The sequence below is a fragment of the Streptomyces sporangiiformans genome (genome assembly GCF_005768555.2).
GTDB classification, from domain to species: Bacteria; Actinomycetota; Actinomycetes; order Streptomycetales; family Streptomycetaceae; genus Streptomyces; species Streptomyces sporangiiformans.
Map to the genome: position 1 here is coordinate 1 of NZ_VCHX02000149.1, position 18,263 is coordinate 18,263.

The window sequence follows — 18,263 nt, forward strand, 5'->3', positions numbered from 1 at the left end:
CGGGGTGGCCCGCGCGCGGGCCACCCCGGTCGCCGACGCGAGGGGCGCTGGCCGCCTCGCGGGCGCCGGCGTCCCCAGCCTCGCCCGCACCCTGGCTCCGAGCGGCGTGAGCGTCGCCCGGCGGCGCAGTCGCAGCCGCTCCGCCGCCAGGCGCAGCCCCTCGTACGGCCCGCCTGGGAAGCGCCCCACCAGTACCGCCAGGAGACCGATCGACGCCGCCGCCACGCCACCGCGCGTACCCGCGTCCAGGCCCACCAGGAGCGCCGCCGCGGCCAGCGCGCCCAGGACGCTGTCGGCGCCCAGGACGACGATCGCGGCGAACCAGAGGAGGCTGCGCACGGGGTCGTAGGCGGCGGGGTCGAAGGCGCGCAGGCCCATGCCGAGCATGCCGCCGCCGAGCGCCGCCAGCGCCGCGCCCGCCACGAAGGCCGTCAGCTTCAGGGCGGGGACGGGCACGCCCGCCGCCGACGCGCCCGCCTCGTGGTCGCGCATCGCGGCCAGGGCGCGGCCCGTACGGCCCCGGCGCAGCGCGTGCGCGGCCAGCAACGCGCCCGCGAGGAGGCCGAGTTCGAGCATGTAGTACGCGCGGTCGCCCTCGAAGCCCGCCGGGCGGCCCAACATCAGACCGGCCGTGGCGTACGGCTGGGCGAAGACGAAGCGGCTGACGCCGACGCCCACCGCGAAGGTCGCCAGGGCGAGGGCGAGGCCGCGCCGGCTGATGGCGGGCCAGCCGGTCAGCAGGCCCAGGGGAGCCACCAGCAGGACGGCCACCGCCAGCGCGAGCAGTTCGGGGAGTTCGGGCAGGCCCGGGAAGCGGCCCGCCGCCAGCAGCGCCGTGAAAAGGGCGCCCAGACCCGCGTACGCGGCCTGGCCCAGCGAGATCTGGCCGCCACGGCCCGTCACCACGACCAGCGACAGCAGCACCACGCCCAGCGCGGGGACCTGTACGGAGGTGTGCAGGTCGCGGCCCGCGAAGCCCAGGGGGAGCAGGAAGAGGACCACGGCCACGATCCACGCGCCCGGCGGTGTCGTCACCCGCGCGGTCGCCGTCCGCGGCAGCGCGTCCCGGGCGCCGATCCCGGGCAGCACCAGCGCCGCGATCAGCAGGGCGACGACGAAGAGGTTCGCACCCACCGCCTGCACCAACGGCTCGCCCCAGCCCGACGGGTGCAGCCGCGTCAGCTGGCTCTGGGCGACCCCGATGCCCAGCGCCACCACGACGGCCACGGGCAGGCTGCGCATCCGGGCGGCCACCGCGACCGCCACCACCTCCATGACCAGCAGGGGCATGCCGTACGGATCGAGGCGTACGTAGGGCGCGAGGAGCACCCCCGTCAGGCCCGCCGTGAACGAGCCGAACGCCCAGCCGGCCGCGGCCACCCGGTCCGCGTCGATGCCGCCGAGCACGGCGAGCGAGCGGTCGTCGACGACGGCCCGCAGCTCCCGGCCGAATCGCGTCCAGCGGGTCATCGCGCCCACGCCCGCGGCCAGCACGAGCGCCACCGCCAGCTGCCCCCAGGGGTCCGCCGGCACGAGCGTCGGCACGTCCGCGCGCGCCCCGGAGCCCCAGACCAGCACGGCCCCACCGACCAGCAGCACGAACACGCCGATGGAGGCGACCAGCGTCTGCGCCGGATCGCTGCCCAGGACGGACAGCGGGCGGAAGACGAACCGTTCCAGGGCCATGCCGATGCCCGGCGCCACCACGAGCAGCGTGACGGCGGCGGCGAGCGCCAGCGGCCAGTCCCACTCGACCGTGAGCTGACGCAGCAGATACGCGCACACCATCGCGATCGCGCCGTGCGCGAAGTTGAGCACGCCGGTCGCCCGGTAGGTGACGATCAGCCCGATCCCGGTGAGCGCGGCGGCACTGCCGACCGAGAGCCCGGCGAGCGTGAGGTCATACGTCAGCGACGCCATCGGCGGGACGCCCTCAGTCGTCCGAGGCGGAGGGCTCGCAGATCGGGCAGGGGCCCAGCTCGCCGCGGGCGAGCAGCCGTGAGTCGACCGGCAGGGTGTCCGGCTTCCCGGCGACGAGCGGGCAGTCCGCGCGGTGCCACAGCGTGCCGCCGGGGACCATCAGCAGGTCGCCGCTGACGGCGACGGGCGCGGCCGCAGCCTGCCCGGACTCGTCGGCGTCGGCGGGCTCGGTCGCCACCAGGAGCCCGTACAGCTCCTCCACACGCGCCGCCGCGAGGGCGGTCCTGCCGTGGGTGAGCAGCACCGCGCCCGCGATGATCAGGGCGGCGCCTGGCACCGTGCACGACGCGAGATAGGGCAGCTGCCGTTCCGCGAACCGCTCGCCCGAGATCCCGTACCAGCCGATGACACACATCACCGCGCCGGCGGCGAGTGCCGCCCACCCGGCCCAGAGGACGGGGTGCACAGTCCGCAGTCGAGCAGTCCGCATCGGGGCTCCCACGTCATATGTCTGTCCATGTCAGCCAATGGCTTGCACTATGCCCCCTGGAAGCTGACCCTGAAAGAACCGGGCGCACATGGCCCGGACCGACACCCGGTGGTGAGCCAGATGGTTCTCGGGAGCGACCTCAGGCGGGGGAACAGCGGGCGGGGGCATGGACCCCGATGCCTCCGGCGACGCGGCGCGGCGTGGTCGGCGGCCGTGGTCCTGAGCGGGGCCTTGGCCCTGACGGCCTGCGGGGACGACAGCGGCGGCGGCTACAACGCCCCGTCCACACCCTCGGAGCGGACCACCAGCGCCGAGCCGAGTCCGACGGCGCCGGACGACGCCGCGGCGGCCGAGCGCGAGATCAAGCAGAACTGGCAGAGGTTCTTCGACCCCGCCGTCCCCCTGAAGGACAAGCAGGCCCTCCTGGAGAACGGCGACAAGCTCGGCCCGGTCCTGCAGGGCTTCAGCGGCGACGAGCGCGGCCGGCAGGTGCGGGCGGAGGTCAACAAGGTCGACTTCACCTCGCCGACCGAGGCGAACGTGACGTACACCCTCACCCTGAAGGGCGCCACCGTCATGCCCGACGCCGCGGGCACGGCCGTCGAGCAGGGCGGCGTGTGGAAGGTCTCCGTCAAGACGCTGTGCGGGCTGGTCGGGCTGAGCGGCAATGAGTCGCCGGCTCCGGGCTGTTGAGTGCGCTGTCGCGGGCCTGCTGCTCGTGCTGGGCACGGCCTGCGGCAGCCGCCTCCCGGAGAGCGACTTCGACAGCCGGCGGCCCGAAGGCACGCCCACGCGGCAGAGCGGCGAGCCGATCCGCGTCGGCATCATCACCAGCGCCACCAGCCCGGTCGGCGGCGGCGCGTTCACCGGCCCGCGGGACGGCGCGAAGGCCTACTTCGAGCGGCTGAACGCACGCGGAGGCATCGACGGCCGCCGGATCGAGGTCCGCACCTGCGACGACGGCGGCAGCGGCGTCGGCAACAACGAGTGCGTGCACCAACTCGTCGACGAGGACAAGGTCGTCGCCCTCGTCGCCACCACCGCCCTCGACTACGCGGGTGCCTCCCGGGTCTCACGCGCGCGCGTGCCCGACATCGGCGGCCAGCCCATCGGCGCGGCGTACGACACGTATCTGCACCTGTACGGGATCTACGGCAGCCTCGCCCCGCGGGACGGAAAGCCCGGCTGGGACGGCACGTTGTACGGCGGCACCGAGGTCTACCGCTACTTCAAGCGCGAGCAGGGCGCCCGCACGGCGGCGGTCGTCTCCTACAACCAGTCGGCGTCGGCCGCGTACGCCCGGCTCGTCACCCGGGGCCTGAGAGCCGAGGGCTACAAGGTGGTCACCGAACAGGTCGACTTCTCGCTGCCCAACTTCCGTGCCGCGGCCGCCGACTTGAAGGAGCAGGGCGCCGACCTGGTCTTCGACGCCATCGACACGTACGGCAACGCCCAGCTGTGCAAGGCCATGGACGACGTCGGCGCCGAGGTCACCGCCAAGGTCACCAATGTGCAGAACTGGACGTCCACCGTCCCCGAGGACTACAAGGACGCGCCGCGCTGCCGCAACGCCCTGTGGGTGACGGGCTCCAGCCGCAACCACGAGGACACCGACCACGAGGCCGTACGGGAGTTCCGGGACGCCACGAAGGGCCTGAAGACCCATTCCCAGTGGCAGTTGGAGGGCTGGGCGGCCGCGATGTGGTTCACGGACGCGGCGAAGTCCTGTGCGCGAACGGGCGTCACGCGCGCGTGTGTCGACCGGTTCATGGCCTCGGGGAAGCCGTACACCGCCGACGGCTTGCTCCTTCCGGTCACCTACGATCGCCTGCCCGAGCCACCGAAGACCCGTAGGACGTGTGTCTCGGTGGCGCGGTGGGAGGACGCCGAGGGGTGGGTGAGTCAGGGCGCCATGAACAGCAACTGCTTCGACGTACCGCAGTTGGCATACGAGCCGTGATGCTCCGGGAATCCCGCGAAAGCCCTTACCTGCCCTGATGCACCAAGATGGCAAAAGGTTCCCGACATCACCTACCAATAGAGCAACTGTTCTGGAACAAGATGATGATGGCGCCCAACCAAATCAGGCGGGCCCTGGTCTGACCATGCGGTAGTGGACGAGACAGGGGATTCGGGGACGCATGCATATTTCTTTCCTGATACACAACGCGTACGGAATCGGGGGGACGATCCGGACGACGTACAACCTCGCCAACACCCTGGCCGAGCAGCACGACGTCGAGATCGTGTCGGTGTTCCGCCACCGCGACGAGCCGGTTTTCGCGCTCGACCCGCGCGTCCGGGTGCGTCACCTCGTCGACAACCGCAACGAGAGCCCGGGATACGAGGGCGAGGACGCCGAGCACCGGCGTCCCGCCCGGGTCTTCCCGCGCGGGGAGCTCCGCCACGACCAGTACAGCGTCCTCACGGACCGCCGTATCGCCGAGCACCTCGCGACCGTGGACGCCGATGTCCTGGTCGGCACCAGGCCGGGCCTGAACGTGCATCTGGCCCGTGACACCCGGCGCGGCCCGGTCCGCGTCGGCCAGGAGCACCTCACCCTCGACAGCCACTCGACCGTTCTGCGCGCGGGCCTGAGCGCCGCCTACCCGAGGCTCGACGCGATCACCACGACCACGAAGGCGGACGCGATCGCGTACCGCCACAAGATGCGGCTGCCCGGTGTGCGCGTGGAGGCCGTGCCCAACTCCGTGCCCGCGCCCGGCATAGAGCCCGCGGACGGTAGCGGCAAGTGGGTCGTGGCGGCCGGCCGTCTCGCCCCCGTCAAGCGTTACGACCTGCTGATCAAGGCCTTCGACCGGGTACGCGGAGAGCGGCCCGACTGGCGCCTGCGGATCTACGGAAGCGGCAAACAGAAGGACAAGCTGCGCGCGCTCATCGACGACCTCGGCCTCTACAACCACGTCTATCTGATGGGCCGCGCCCACCCCATCGAGCCCGAATGGGCCAAGGGCTCGATCGCCGCCGTCACCTCCAGCCTGGAGTCCTTCGGCATGACGATCGTCGAGGCCATGCGCTGCGGCCTGCCCGTCGTCTCCACGGACTGCCCGCACGGCCCGGGAGAGATCATCGACAACGGTGTCGACGGACGCCTCGTCAAGGTCGGCAGCGTCGAGGCCATCGCCGACGGCCTGCTCGAACTGATCAACAACGACACGCTCCGCCACCAGATGGGCGGAGCGGCCCTCAAGGACTCCGAGCGCTTCGACCCGAGCCGGATCGCGGAGCGCTACGAGTCGCTGTTCACCCAACTGGCCTCGCGCGGCGGCGCATCGGCGGTGGGCCGGATGCGCGGGTCACTGCACCGCACACGGGGAGCGCTGCTCGGCGGCGCCTATGCCGTTCGGGACGCCGGACGCACGGTACTCAAGAAGGGGCACACCGCATGATGACGCTGGCTCCGCAGCCCACGCACCAGCACGCCGACGAGGACACGGCCATGCCGCCGCGCGCCGACTGCACGGCCGACTCCGCGGGCGGGCTCACCTTCGACCTCACCGACACCACGGAGGCCGGCGCCGCGCACCTGGTGCTGCGCCTCCGCGGCAGCGACGAGGAGGTCAGCCTGCCGCTCACCCCTTCCGCCGACGGCCGTCTGCGGGCCGCACTGCCCAGCAGCGTCGCCCTGCCGGAGGGCCGCTGGGACGCCTACGCACAGATGGCCGACGGTGAACCGGAGCGCCTGGTGCCCGGCCTCAACGACCTGCGCTCACTCGTCGACCGCGTCCCCAGCGGCGCCCGCGGCCATGTCGCCGTCCGCATCCCGTACGTGACCAAGCACGGCAACCTCACCGTCCGCAGCTGGCTGCGCGCCCCACACGCGGAGGCGGGCGAACTACACATAGAGGATGGGGGATTGAGCGTGTACGGCCGGGTGTACGGCGTCGCGCTCACACCGGACGCGTACGCGGAAATACGCACCCGCCATGAGCCGTCGCCCCTGCTGAAGGCCGAAGTCACCGCGGACGGGACCGCGTTCCGCTTCACGGTGGCCTACGGAGCCCTGGCGGAGGGCACCTGGGATCTGTGGCTGCGCCCGGCGGGGGAGAGCGGGCCGCGGGTACGGATCGCCCGGCTGCTCGACGACATCGCCGACAAGAAGCCGATCTTCGCCTACCCGAAGGTCACGCTGGAGACCGAGGACGGCCCGCTGCTGGCCGGTCCGTACTACACGGCCGACAACGACCTGTCGGTGTCCGTCACGGCCGCGAGCTGAAGAGTCCGGCGCCGTCGCGGGAGCGCCTCGCGGCACGTCGGCCCCTTGGCCCTTGATCTCTTGAGCTCTCTTGCGGACAGTCGCTGTCCTCGAGCGCTGGCAGACTCGCGCCCATGTTGGAGACCTCTGCACGACTGCTGCGTCTGCTCTCCCTGCTGCAGGCCCACCGCGAGTGGTCGGGCGCCGACCTGGCCGAGCGCCTCGGCGTCACCCCGCGCACCGTACGCAGGGACGTGGACCGGCTGCGCGAGCTCGGCTATCCGGTGAACGCCAGCCCCGGCACGGGCGGCGGCTACCAGCTCGGGGCCGGGGCCGAGCTGCCGCCGCTGCTCCTGGACGACGACGAGGCGGTCGCGGTCGCCGTCGGGCTGCGCACGGCCGCCGGGCAGGGCATCGAGGGCATCGGCGAGACCTCCGTACGCGCCCTCTCCAAGCTCGAACAGGTGCTGCCCAGCCGGCTGCGCCGCCGCGTGGGCGCCCTCAACGCCTTCACCGTGCCGATGCTGCACGGCCCGCGGCCCTCCGCCGTCGACCCGGCCGTGCTGACCGAACTGGCGAGTGTCTGCCGGGACTCGGAGCGGCTGCGCTTCGAGTACCACGACCACGACGGCGCCGCCACCCGGCGTACCGTCGAACCGCACCGCCTGGTGTGCACCGAGCACCGCTGGTACCTGATCGCCTGGGACGTCGACCGCGACGCCTGGCGCACGTTCCGCGTGGACCGCATCACGCCCAAGCCGCCCCATGGACCCCGATTCCCGCCTCGCGACCCCCCGGCCGACGACCTGGCCGCGTACGTCTCCTCAGGCGTCTCCACGCGTGCGTACGCCGCGCACGCCGTGATCCGGCTGCTGGTGCCCCTGGGGGAGGCGGCCGAGCGGATCTCGCCCTCCGCCGGCACCTTGGAGGCCGAGACCCCCGGCACCTGCATCCTGCGCACGGGGGCCGCCAGCCTCGACGTGATGGTCATCCACGTGGGGTTGATGGGCCTCGAGTTCGAGATCCTCGAACCGGACGCCCTGACCGAGAAGGTCAGGGCGCTGCGGGACCGCCTTTCTCGCGCCCTTGACCGGACCGGGTCCGGGGCGGCGTGACGCGTACATGGTTCCTGTGCTTGAGCCATGCATTTCCTGTGGCGCGTCGAGCTCGGGACACACCGCGGAATCGGGAGGGAAAGGCAGGGCGCGAAGTGGACGCCACGCTTTCCCTCGGGCCTTTTTCAGGATGGACGCCATGGTCGTGCCGAATTACGTTCGAAGGCGTGCGAAACGCATACAGGAGCGCTCGTATGTGTGAGGGAGTTCGGCCGAAACGGGTGTCGTTGTCCTGTGACAGAAATGTGACTCGGGAGGGACTGGTCACACATGGTGGTGGGTTCGGGCTTCCCTCGCCCGCATTCCGCCGCATAACGTGGCGGACATGGCCCCGATTCCCACCCCCTCCGCAGAGCCCCAGGACAACCCGGACGCGTACGTCGGCATGGACGAGAGCAGCGCCGAGCAGGCCGCCCGTGAGCGCGGCTGGTCCCCCGTGCGGAAGCTGCCGCCGGGCGCGATCATCACCATGGAATACATGAGCGGCCGCTTGAACTTCGAGATCAGCGACGGCCGCGTGAAGCGCTGCTGGAAGGGCTGACCCGCCTCCGCGCGGGGTGATGCACCGCACGGTGCGCCCGCTCGTGGCATGGCGAAGGCCCTCGACTCCCGGAGTCGAGGGCCTTCGCCATGCCACGAGCGGTGCGTGCGTACCGGCCCCGCTGTCTGCCGCTCAGCCGCCCGTCAGGGGGCGGGCCGGGGTGGTGCCACGTGTCACTCGGTCCGACTGCGGCGGTCTTCGGCTTCCGATCGGAGCCGCGGAAGTGCGCTCAGAGCGTGGCGTGTGCGGAGCGGGCACCAGGTGGACGGACGACCGCGGTGTGCACGGCCCGCCGACCGGTTCGTGGGCCGCGGGCTCCTCGTCGGCGGAGGTCTCGCACGACGAACGCATCGCCGGCACACCCACCGGGGCGGTGGCCGAAGGGGGTCCCCCCGCTCGAGCGGGTTCGAGAACGGGGGACGCCGTACCTTCCCGGCGGCTGCGCCAGGCGTCGCGCACGGCGAAGATACGGGCCTCGACGCGGGCGATCAGCGGCTCGAACCACGGGAGCGCCAGCAGGATCAGCAGGCCCGCGGCCCAGCCCAGGACGACATCGCTCAGCCAGTGCGTACCGATGTACACAGTGGTCAGGCCGACACCGAGGGAGATCACGGCGGAGACGGCCGACAGCCAGCGCCGGGCGCGGGGCGTCGAAGCCAGATAGGCGAGGATGCCCCACGTCACGACGGCGTTGGCGGTGTGACCCGAAGGAAATATATCGCCGCCCAGCCACATCTCGTTCGAGCCGATCGTGGTGGCGTAGTGGGGGCCGAGCCGGCCCATGCCGATCTTGGCGGCGCCGACCGTGATGTTCAGCAGCAGCAACGAGACGCCGAGCGCGAGCAACGGGCGCAGCGTGTGCTGCCGCCAGGAGCGCCAGCCCAGCCAGGCCGCGACCATCACGGCCGTGGGGCCACGCTGGCCGAGCACCACGTAGTAGTCGAGGAACGCGTGGATCTCCGGCCACTGCTGATAGGGCCGGAAGAACATGACCTGCCAGTCGAACCGGACCAACCACGAGGTGATGATCACGGACCACACAATGGCCAGGTAGAAGGCGAGCGTGGCCGCGAGGAGAACCACCCTGTGCCTGCTCATCCTGGGCACGTCGATGTGGGTCGGTCGCTCCGGCTCACGGTCCAGCCGGGCGAAGACCCGGTCCAGACGAGTCAGCTTTCGTTCGGTACGCACTCGATCGACGTTACAGCGAGTGAGCTCCGTTCCAGGCTCATGCACGCTCTTTGTGATGACGATGTGATGTGGGATTCCTCTCAGAGAGAGGTTTATCGCCGAGGATTATCGAATCTTCGACGTACCTCCCAGTCAATTCAATTGATCAATCACAAGAGTCGTTTTTCGGTGCTTATGAATTCGTTCACCGAAAGCTCGCGTGTCATTCGCCCGCCGCTCACCGGCGGGCGGGAGCGGGTCAGGGCGGGCCGGAGCCGTTCAGCCAGAACGCGCCGTACACCGCCGACGCCACCGCCACACCCGCCAGCAGCCACGCCGAGCTCGGTGTCCGCAGGCGGGCCAGGGCCCGGGCCAGGGGCAGCAGCAGGGGGAAGGCGGGCAGCAGCAGGCGCGGTTTTGAGCCGAAGTAGCTCGACGCGCACAGGGCGAGCGCGGTCACGACCCCCGCGTACACCAGCAGCGGCAGCGGCTGCCCCTGCCGTACGCAGATGACGTACAGCCAGATCACCAGGCCGACCCCGACGATCAGCCCGAGTCCGGCGAGGGCCGACGGGAACGACGTGAACTTGTCGGCGACGAACCGGGCGAAGGCGTAGCCGCCGTCGAAGCCGTTGCCCCACCCCGCCTGGACGTCGAGGTAGCCGAGCGGGCCCTTGCCCGTGTGCCGGCCGACCCACAGGACGTATCCGGCGGCGCCCAGGGGCGCGAGAAGCATCCCCAGGGCGCGCAGCAGGACGGGAGCGCCGTCCGATGCCGGAACACCTCGCTCCCGCACGGACGGGTCACGCACGGGTGAGTCCCGTGTGGACGAGTCCTGTGTGGACGGGTCTTGTGGGGAAGAGCCCCGTCCGGACGCCTCTCGTGCGGACGAGTCCCGTACGAATGACGCGATCGCCGCCACCCACACCGCCGCGACGACCGCCGCGCCCACCGGGCGGGTCAGACCGGCGAGCGAGGCGAGCAGGCCCGCCGTCAGCCAGCGGCCGGTCAGGACCGCGTACAGCGACCAGGCCGCGAGCGCGGTGAACAGTGACTCGCTGTACGCCATCGACTGCACGATCCCGACGGGCAGCACCGCCCACAGCAGCACCGCACAGACGCCGGCCCGCCGCCCGTAGACATGGTCCGCGACCGCGAAGATGCCCCAGGCGGCGGCGAGCGACGCCAGAGTGCTGACGACCAGGCCCGCATCCGCGTACGACAGCGACGTCACCGCTGAGACGGCCCGCTCCAGCCACGGCAGCAGCGGGAAGAACGCGAGGTTCGAGTGCACGTCGCCGTCCGGCAGCCGCACCTCATAGCCGTAGCCGAGCTCCGCGACCCGCGTGTACCAGAGCGAGTCCCAGCGGGCCGTGAGCAACTGGTGCGGACTCTTGTCGCGTGCGGCGCTCCACAGTGCGAGCGCCACCAGGCCCAGCACGCGTACCGCCGCATACCCCAGCAGGGCCGGCGCCGCCCGGCGCAGTACGGCCGCCTGGCGGGTCGGCGCGAGAGGGGTTGCAAGATCGGTCACGGGCTCGATTATGGGCCCGCGCACGGAACCCGGAGGGCCCCTCCGGGAGTGCTGGGACACAAGGTGGCGTGGCGTATGCCACACGCGTCTGAGAGGAACGTGAGAGGCCCGCCACTCGCCCCTGGCGGATACTCGCGTACCCTGGCGACTCACTCGCCTTTGTTGCGTGAGACCGGGACCCCGCTCCTCCCGGCCGCAGCCGCAGGGAGTCCCCACCCCGCGGATCCGCCGAACGCGAGGGATCATCTGGGAGGTACGTACATGTCCGGGACGACCACGGCCGCTGCGCGTTGCCGTCGGGAGGCCGGGGCCGGTGCAAACCGATGGGTTGTCCTCGTCGTCCTCTGCGTCAGCCTGCTGCTGGTCGCGGTCGATGCCACCGTGCTGCATGTCGCGGCGCCCGCCGTGAGCGAGGATCTCAGGCCCGGCGCGATAGAACTGCTCTGGATAGTCGACATCTATCCGCTGGTCTGCGCCTCGCTGCTGATCCTCTTCGGCACGCTGGGAGACCGGGTCGGCCGCAGACGAGTCCTCCTCCTCGGCTATGCCCTCTTCGGTGTCGCCTCCGCCGTGGCCGCCCTCGCCGACACCCCGCACGTCCTGATCGCGGCGCGTGCCCTCCTCGGCGTCGGCGGAGCGATGATCATGCCCGCCACGCTCTCGATCCTGCGACAGGTCTTCCCCGACCGGCGTGAGCGGGCGCTCGCGATCGGGGTCTGGAGCGCCGTCGCCGCGGTCGGCGCGGCCGTCGGGCCGCTGCTCGGCGGGTTCCTGCTGGAGCACTTCTGGTGGGGTTCGGTCTTCCTCATCAACATCCCGCTGATGGTGGTCAGCCTGCCCGTCGGGCGCTGGCTGCTGCCCGAGTCGACCGGGGACGGCGACGGGCCCTGGGACGTCGTGGGTGCGCTGATGGCCGCGGTCGGCCTCTTCGGTGTCGTACTCGGTGTGAAGCGGCTCGGTGGTGGAGAGGCGCCGCTGAGCGCCTTCACGATGATGCCGCTGCTCGTGGGGGCCGGGCTGCTCGTCGGCTTCGTGCGGCGACAGCGGCGGCGCCGGCATCCGCTCGTCGACCTGAAGCTGTTCGCCCGGCCCGCCTTCAGTACGTCCGTCGGGTGCATCGTCCTCGCGCTGCTCGCGCTGGTGGGTCTGGAACTGATCGCCGCGCAGTATCTCCAGCTCGTGCTGAAGCTGTCGCCGCTGGAGACCGGGCTGCGGCTGCTGCCGCTCACCGTCGCCGCGATGACCGCGGGGCTCGTCGGGGCGAAGCTGCTGCACCGCTTCGGGCCGCGTGCGATGGTCAGCTTCGGCTTCTGTCTCACCGCCGCCGCGGTCATCATGCTCACCGGGATGGGCCGCCACGACAACGCCGCGCTGCTGCTGACCGCGTTCGTGCTGCTCGGGTTCGGCCTCGAGGTCACGCTGTTCGGCGCGTACGAGTCGATGCTGAGCGAGGCTCCGCAGACGCAGGCGGGTGGGGCGGCCGCCATCGGGGAGACGTCGTACCAGTTGGGCGCCGGTATCGGGGTGGCGCTGCTGGGCAGCGTGATGAACGCGGCGTACGCGCCCGGGCTCGCCTCCGTGCCAGGGGTGCCCGCCTCCGACTCGGCGGCCGCGGAGCACTCGCTGGGGGAGGCGTACGAGGTCGCCGCGCGGCTCGGTGGAGCGCCGGGAGAGGCCCTGCGGCACGCGGCGCGGGATTCCTTTGTGCACGGGCTGCATGTGACGCTGCTGGTCAGCGCGGTGTTGCTGTTGCTGGGAGCGGTGATGGCCCTGCGCCTGCCCCGGGTCATGGACTGCGGCGCGCCCGCGGCGAGCCTGAAGGATGTGCCTGTCCCCCGGGAGACCACGACGCCGGTTCGCGCCGAGTCGTCTGTCTGACCGTTCGCGGGGGTTCTCCTCGGCGGCCGCCACTCTGGACGTGCGGGACACCGCGTCGTAACGTCGGCCGTAGTCGGTAGTTAACAGTGCTAGTTTTCGCGTGCCGGAGGCCCCCCATGCCCGCTCCCTCGAAACTGCCCCCCTTCGACCCCGCCGACCCCCTCGGCCTGGACGAGCTGCTCAGCGCGGAGGATCTGGCGATCCGGGACACCGTGCGGGCGTGGGCGGCGGACCGTGTGATGCCGTACATCGCGGAGTGGTACGAGAAGGGGGAGTTGCCCCAAATCCGGGAATTGGCACGGGAGTTGGGGGAGATCGGCGCACTGGGGATGTCGCTTCACGGGTACGGGTGCGCGGGTGCGAGCGCCGTGCAGTACGGGCTCGCCTGCCTGGAGTTGGAGGCCGCCGACACCGGGATCAGGTCCTTGGTCTCCGTGCAGGGGTCGCTCGCCATGTACGCGATCCACCGGTTCGGATCCGAGGAGCAGAAGCAGCGGTGGCTGCCGCGGATGGCCTCCGGTGAGGTCATCGGGTGCTTCGGACTGACCGAGCCCGACCATGGCTCCGATCCCGGGTCCATGCGTACGTACGCCAAGCGCGACGGCGGGGACTGGGTGCTGGGCGGGCGCAAGATGTGGATCACCAACGGCTCGGTCGCCGATGTCGCCGTCGTCTGGGCGCAGACCGACGAAGGGATCCGCGGTTTCGTCGTGCCCACCGACAGCCCGGGCTTCTCCGCGCCCGAGATCAAGCACAAGTGGTCCCTGCGGGCGTCGGTCACCAGTGAACTCGTGCTCGACGACGTGCGGCTGCCGGCCGACGCGGTACTGCCCGAGGTCACCGGACTGAAGGGGCCGCTCGGCTGCCTCTCCCACGCCCGCTACGGGATCGTGTGGGGCGCGATGGGCTCCGCGCGGTCCAGTTTCGAGGCGGCGGTCGACTACGCGAAGACGCGCGAGCAGTTCGGGCGGCCCATCGGCGGCTTCCAGCTCACCCAGGCCAAGCTCGCCGACATGGCGGTCGAGCTGCACAAGGGGATTCTGCTGGCCCACCACCTGGGGCGCCGCATGGACGCGGGGAGCCTGCGCCCCGAGCAGGTCAGCTTCGGCAAGCTCAACAACGTACGAGAAGCGATCGACATCTGCCGTACCGCGCGCACCATCCTGGGCGCCAACGGCATCTCGCTCGAATACCCCGTGATGCGGCATGCCACGAATCTCGAGTCGGTACTGACCTACGAGGGCACGGTCGAAATGCACCAGCTCGTGCTGGGCAAGGCGCTCACCGGTCTCGACGCCTTCCGGTGAGCCCTGTGCCTCCGGCGAACCGAGCCCCGACAAACAGCTCGGCTTCGCCTCAGCTTGGTTGAAGTCAGCTCTGGTTGAAGAAGCCGTCCGTCCGTCCCATGGGCTCCCCGCTGACGATCTCGGTGTCGGCGGGGGTCAGCAGGAAGACACGGCTCGACACGCGCTCGATCGAGCCGCGCAGACCGAAAATCAGGCCGGCCGCGAAGTCGACGACGCGCTTGGCGTCGGCGGCCTCCATGGCCGTGAGGTTCATGATCACGGGGACGCCGTCCCGGAAGAGCTCGCCGATGCTACGAGCATCCCGGAAGGTGTCCGGGGTGATCGTGCCGATCCGGCGGCCCTTCTCCTCAGCCGCTTCCGCCGCCACCTTCACGCGGGGATCCGTGACCCAGGCATCTGCGGCGGGCTCGGACCCCTCGGCGTAGTCGTCGTCGTAGTAACGCTCGTCATCGTTGTTGTCGTCGACGAGGCCAAGCCAGGCACTCGCCTTGCGCACCGATCCCATGGACGCCTCCTCTCACAGCGGTCTTTCTGCTTTCCGCATCCCTATCGTCGTCCATGATGCTGATGTCGCGCCAAGTGGATACACGCCGCGCGGGGGTTTCGTGACGGTACTGGTGCACAACGAATTCGTCGAGAGCCCGCGTTTCCCAAGGGTCTTGCTGTGTACGGTTGCTGACTGAGAGTGAAATATTATTCTTCGCGGCGTCCGGGTGACGGTCGGGGCGTACGGGTGAACGGAGTGGTCGATACGATGCCGCAGCTCAACGTCGTACCAACCACGGGGGAACGTCGTGTTCGGAATCGTCAGGCCATGTCGCCATCGGCTGGGAGAGGGTCTCAAGACCCAGTGGATGGCCCATTTGTGCGGGCTGTGTCTTGCCTTGCGCACAGACCACGGGCAGTTCGCGCGAGTCGTCACGAACTATGACGGCCTGCTGATATCCGTTTTGACGGAAGCTCAGGCCGAGCGCACCACGGGTTGGCGGCGTACCGCGGGACCGTGTCCGTTGCGCGGAATGCGGACCGCGTCCGTCGCACGGGGCGAGGGTGCCCGTCTCGCCGCCGCTGTCTCGCTGGTACTCGCCTCGGCGAAGGTGCGCGATCACATGGCCGACGGGGACGGGCTGTTGGCGCGCGGACCCGTGGCGCTCGCGGCACGCCGGGTCGCCGTGAACTGGGACCGGGCAGGCGCGCGTACCGGCTCCGACGTCGGCTTCGACACCGCCGTACTGGTCGACGCCGTGGACCGGCAGGTCGGCATCGAGGCGCTCGCGGGGCCCGGCACACCGCTGCTGACGATCACCGAGCCGACCGAGACCGCGACCGCCGCGGCCTTCGCGCACACCGCGGTCCTGGCCGGGCGCGTCGGCAACGCGGCGCCGCTCGCCGAGGCCGGCCGCCTCTTCGGACGGCTCGCCCACCTCCTGGACGCCGTGGAGGACAGGGCGGCCGACGCCGCGTCAGGTGCCTGGAATCCGCTGACGGCGACAGGCACCTCACTTCTGGAGGCACGGCGGCTCGCCGACGACGCGCTGCACGGGATACGGCTGGCGCTGCGCGAGGTCGAGTTCGTGGACGGCAAGCTCGCCCATGTGCTGCTCGCTCACGAGCTGCGGAACTCCGTGGACCGCGCGTTCGGCACGACCGCGTGCTCGCACAAGGCCGACCTGTACGGGCCGCCCACCGGGCCGTACGGGCCGCCCACCGGGCCGTACGGGCCGCCCACCGGGCCGTACGCGCCGCCCGGCGGCCCGGGCGGTCCGCAGCTTCCCCCCGAGCCGCCGCGCCGTGACCGACGCGGACTCATCGCGGGCTGCGCCGTGTGGGCGGGCCTCGCCTGTACGTGCCAGATGTGCTGCGGAACGTACGAGGACCCGTGGACGCGGGAGCGCAAGGAGGGCGTCTGCAGCGATGGCTGCGACTGCAGCGGATGCGGCGACTGCTGCAGTTGCTGCGACTGCTGCGGAAATTGCTGCGACGGCTGCGACTGCGGCTGCGACTGCTGACCCGGACGCGGGCTCGAGGGCCTTTCCGGAGGGGGACTTCCGGGCGTCCCGATGCGGCCACACCGCATTCACCGACGCTTCATCCGCCCCTTCCCGCCGTGGGGTCATACTCTGGGCGCGTCGATTGCCGTGGGGGAGCGCAATCTGATCTGATCTGAACAACCTCCGCGGGGCGTACGCATGTTCAATGCCGCACGGCCGAAAGGCGCCCTTGCGCTGGTCGACCGCGTGGCCGAATACTCCCTCCAGCGCCTTGTCAGGGCCACAGTGTGTTCGGAATTCGGACACATGGCTCTCTGACTGCGCCTCACGGGCCCCGACCCCACGCGGGCCCCCGACTTCCCATGTGGAGGAACGAAAAGTGAGGATCAAGCGCACCACCCCCCGCAGCGGAATTGCGAGACGGACCCGGCTGATCGCCGTGGGCACCGGACTCGTGGCCGCGGCTGCCGTCACCGTCCCCAACGCGAACGCGAGCGACGCACAGACCTTCAGCTCGGCCGAGCTCAAGAAGGCCAGCTCCTCGGTGCTCAAGGCCGATGTGCCGGGCACCGCCTGGGCGGTCGACTCGAAGACCAACAAGGTTGTCGTCACCGTCGACAGCACCGTCTCCGACGCGGAGATCGCGAAGCTCAAGGAGGCCGCGGGCAGCACCGCCGGCGCCTTGAAGATCAAGCACACCCCGGGCAAGTTCAACAAGCTGATCAAGGGTGGCGACGCCATCTATGCGAGTAGCTGGCGCTGCTCGCTCGGCTTCAACGTGCGCAACAGCAGCGGAGCCAACTACTTCGTGACCGCCGGTCACTGCACCGACGGTGCCGGCACCTGGTGGTCGAACTCCGGGCACACGACCACACTCGGCTCCACGGCCGGCTCCAGCTTCCCGACCAACGACTACGGCCTGGTGCGGTACACCAACAGCTCGATCACCAAGTCGGGCACCGCGGGCAGCGTGGACATCACTCGCGCGGCCACGCCGAGCGTGGGCACCAATGTCATTCGTACCGGGTCCACCACCGGTACCAGGACCGGACGCGTCACCGCGCTCAACGCGACCGTCAACTACGGCGGCGGCGACATCGTCTACGGCATGATCCAGACCACGGTCTGCGCCGAGCCCGGCGACTCCGGCGGCCCGCTCTACGGCAGCAACGGCACCGCTTACGGTCTGACCTCCGGCGGCAGTGGCAACTGCACCTCCGGCGGCACCACGTTCTTCCAGCCGGTCACCGAGGCCCTGAGCGCCTACGGCGTCAGCGTCTTCTGACGGATCGCGCACGGCATTTCCGCACGGCCTGACCTGCAGCCAGCAGTGGGCGAGCCTCCGCGCGCGTGTGTGGTGCGGGGGCTCGCCCTCGGCCGGTCTTGTCCGCCGGACCTTCCTCGGCCGGTCTTGTCCTTGGCCGGTCTTGTCCTTGGCCGGTCTTGTCCTTGGGCAGGCCGTCAGGGCGCTGCCTGCGGGGTCGCGCACAGCCAGTCCAGTACGTCGGGGAGGGCCTCCAGCGCCCCGAAGTGACCGGCCTCGGGGTCCAGGACGGGACGGGCGCGGGGGATGCGCTGGGCCAGCCACTCGAAGTGCCCCACCGGGGAGAGGGTGTCCAGGGCCCCGTGCCACAGCAGCACGGGCCGGGTGATCCGCGCCGGGTCGAACCCCCAGTGACTCAGCAGCGCGAGGTCGTCGTCGATCCATCCGTAGGCCGAGGTGCTCAGCGCCTCGCGGAAGTTGCGCAGCAGCATCTCGCTCATGGCGGGATCGGAGACGATCCGCCGGTCGGATTCGGTGAGGCCGTCACGGATCGACACCAGGAGCTGGGCCGGGTCCTTGCGGATCGCGGCCGCCCGCGTGGCGATGCGCTCCGCGAAGTCCAGTGGGTCGGTGAGCGCCCCCGTGAACTCCTCCACGTTGGACGCGGCCATCCCGTCGAACCAGCTCAGCCCCTCGGCACCTGGCGGCGCGAGACTCATCATCGCCGCCGCGCGCCGCACCCGGCCCGGCAACAGCGCCGCGCAGGCCAGCGCGTGCGGGGCGCCGCCCGAGCGGCCGAGCACCGCGAACCGGTCGAGCCCGAGCGCGTCGGCCACC

General features: G+C 71.0%; 16 protein-coding genes. 10 read left to right on the forward strand and 6 right to left on the reverse strand.

Annotated elements, in window-relative coordinates:
• Positions 1 to 1,920, reverse strand: a 1,920-nt coding sequence (locus FGD71_RS22780; RefSeq protein ID WP_119102360.1) for an ABC transporter permease subunit, incomplete at its 3' end; no start/stop codon positions are given.
• Positions 1,921 to 1,933: 13 nt separating this feature from the next.
• Positions 1,934 to 2,410, reverse strand: coding sequence for a hypothetical protein (locus FGD71_RS22785; protein ID WP_119102361.1), 477 nt, complete (start codon positions 2,408 to 2,410; stop codon positions 1,934 to 1,936).
• Between the two features lie 120 nt (positions 2,411 to 2,530).
• Here FGD71_RS22785 and FGD71_RS22790 point away from each other — a divergent pair, with 120 nt between their 5' ends.
• From FGD71_RS22790 to FGD71_RS22815, 6 genes are all read left to right on the forward strand, one after another.
• Positions 2,531 to 3,103 carry an MTB12 C-terminal domain-containing protein gene (locus FGD71_RS22790; RefSeq protein ID WP_119102362.1) on the forward strand — a complete coding sequence of 191 codons (573 nt, stop codon included), beginning with the start codon at positions 2,531 to 2,533 and terminating at the stop codon, positions 3,101 to 3,103.
• Positions 3,078 to 4,370, forward strand: coding sequence for an ABC transporter substrate-binding protein (locus FGD71_RS22795; RefSeq protein ID WP_119102363.1), 1,293 nt, complete (start codon positions 3,078 to 3,080; stop codon positions 4,368 to 4,370). Before FGD71_RS22790 ends, FGD71_RS22795 begins: the two co-directional genes overlap by 26 nt.
• A gap of 181 nt (positions 4,371 to 4,551) precedes the next feature.
• Positions 4,552 to 5,820, forward strand: a complete 1,269-nt coding sequence (locus tag FGD71_RS22800; protein WP_119102364.1) for a glycosyltransferase family 4 protein — start codon at positions 4,552 to 4,554, stop codon at positions 5,818 to 5,820.
• Complete coding sequence (locus tag FGD71_RS22805) at positions 5,817 to 6,647, forward strand: hypothetical protein (RefSeq protein WP_119102365.1); 831 nt, start codon at positions 5,817 to 5,819, stop codon at positions 6,645 to 6,647. The genes FGD71_RS22800 and FGD71_RS22805 overlap by 4 nt, the downstream gene beginning before the upstream one ends.
• A 113-nt stretch (positions 6,648 to 6,760) precedes the next feature.
• The gene (locus tag FGD71_RS22810) at positions 6,761 to 7,741 is read left to right on the forward strand and encodes a helix-turn-helix transcriptional regulator (protein WP_119102366.1); all 981 of its coding nucleotides are present in this window, start codon (positions 6,761 to 6,763) and stop codon (positions 7,739 to 7,741) included.
• A 325-nt stretch (positions 7,742 to 8,066) separates the two neighbouring features.
• Entirely contained in the window at positions 8,067 to 8,282 is a 216-nt protein-coding gene (locus FGD71_RS22815) for an I78 family peptidase inhibitor (protein ID WP_119102367.1), read from the forward strand.
• A 132-nt stretch (positions 8,283 to 8,414) separates the two neighbouring features.
• Here the strand turns inward: FGD71_RS22815 and FGD71_RS22820 are convergent, their stop codons facing one another.
• Together FGD71_RS22820 and FGD71_RS22825 are read right to left on the reverse strand one after the other, a co-directional pair.
• On the reverse strand, positions 8,415 to 9,473 hold the full coding sequence (locus tag FGD71_RS22820; protein ID WP_119102368.1) for a phosphatase PAP2 family protein: 1,059 nt from the start codon (positions 9,471 to 9,473) through the stop codon (positions 8,415 to 8,417).
• A gap of 238 nt (positions 9,474 to 9,711) precedes the next feature.
• The gene (locus FGD71_RS22825) at positions 9,712 to 10,986 is read right to left on the reverse strand and encodes a glycosyltransferase family 39 protein (RefSeq protein ID WP_119102369.1); all 1,275 of its coding nucleotides are present in this window, start codon (positions 10,984 to 10,986) and stop codon (positions 9,712 to 9,714) included.
• A gap of 261 nt (positions 10,987 to 11,247) precedes the next feature.
• Between FGD71_RS22825 and FGD71_RS22830 the strand changes: the two genes are divergently transcribed.
• Positions 11,248 to 12,864 carry an MFS transporter gene (locus FGD71_RS22830; RefSeq protein WP_119102370.1) on the forward strand — a complete coding sequence of 539 codons (1,617 nt, stop codon included), beginning with the start codon at positions 11,248 to 11,250 and terminating at the stop codon, positions 12,862 to 12,864.
• A 116-nt stretch (positions 12,865 to 12,980) separates the two neighbouring features.
• Positions 12,981 to 14,171 (forward strand): acyl-CoA dehydrogenase family protein, encoded by a 1,191-nt coding sequence (locus tag FGD71_RS22835; RefSeq protein WP_119102371.1) that lies wholly within the window; start codon positions 12,981 to 12,983, stop codon positions 14,169 to 14,171.
• Positions 14,172 to 14,235: 64 nt separating this feature from the next.
• Here FGD71_RS22835 and FGD71_RS22840 read toward each other — a convergent pair whose 3' ends face one another.
• Positions 14,236 to 14,676 carry a cell division protein SepF gene (locus FGD71_RS22840; RefSeq protein ID WP_119102372.1) on the reverse strand — a complete coding sequence of 147 codons (441 nt, stop codon included), beginning with the start codon at positions 14,674 to 14,676 and terminating at the stop codon, positions 14,236 to 14,238.
• A gap of 289 nt (positions 14,677 to 14,965) precedes the next feature.
• Here FGD71_RS22840 and FGD71_RS22845 point away from each other — a divergent pair, with 289 nt between their 5' ends.
• The gene (locus FGD71_RS22845) at positions 14,966 to 16,180 is read left to right on the forward strand and encodes a DUF5685 family protein (RefSeq protein WP_119102373.1); all 1,215 of its coding nucleotides are present in this window, start codon (positions 14,966 to 14,968) and stop codon (positions 16,178 to 16,180) included.
• 361 nt (positions 16,181 to 16,541) lie between these two features.
• The gene (locus FGD71_RS22850) at positions 16,542 to 17,447 is read left to right on the forward strand and encodes a S1 family peptidase (RefSeq protein ID WP_119102374.1); all 906 of its coding nucleotides are present in this window, start codon (positions 16,542 to 16,544) and stop codon (positions 17,445 to 17,447) included.
• 176 nt (positions 17,448 to 17,623) lie between these two features.
• Here FGD71_RS22850 and FGD71_RS22855 read toward each other — a convergent pair.
• Positions 17,624 to 18,263: alpha/beta fold hydrolase (locus tag FGD71_RS22855; protein WP_119102375.1), on the reverse strand; the 640-nt coding region annotated here is incomplete at its 5' end.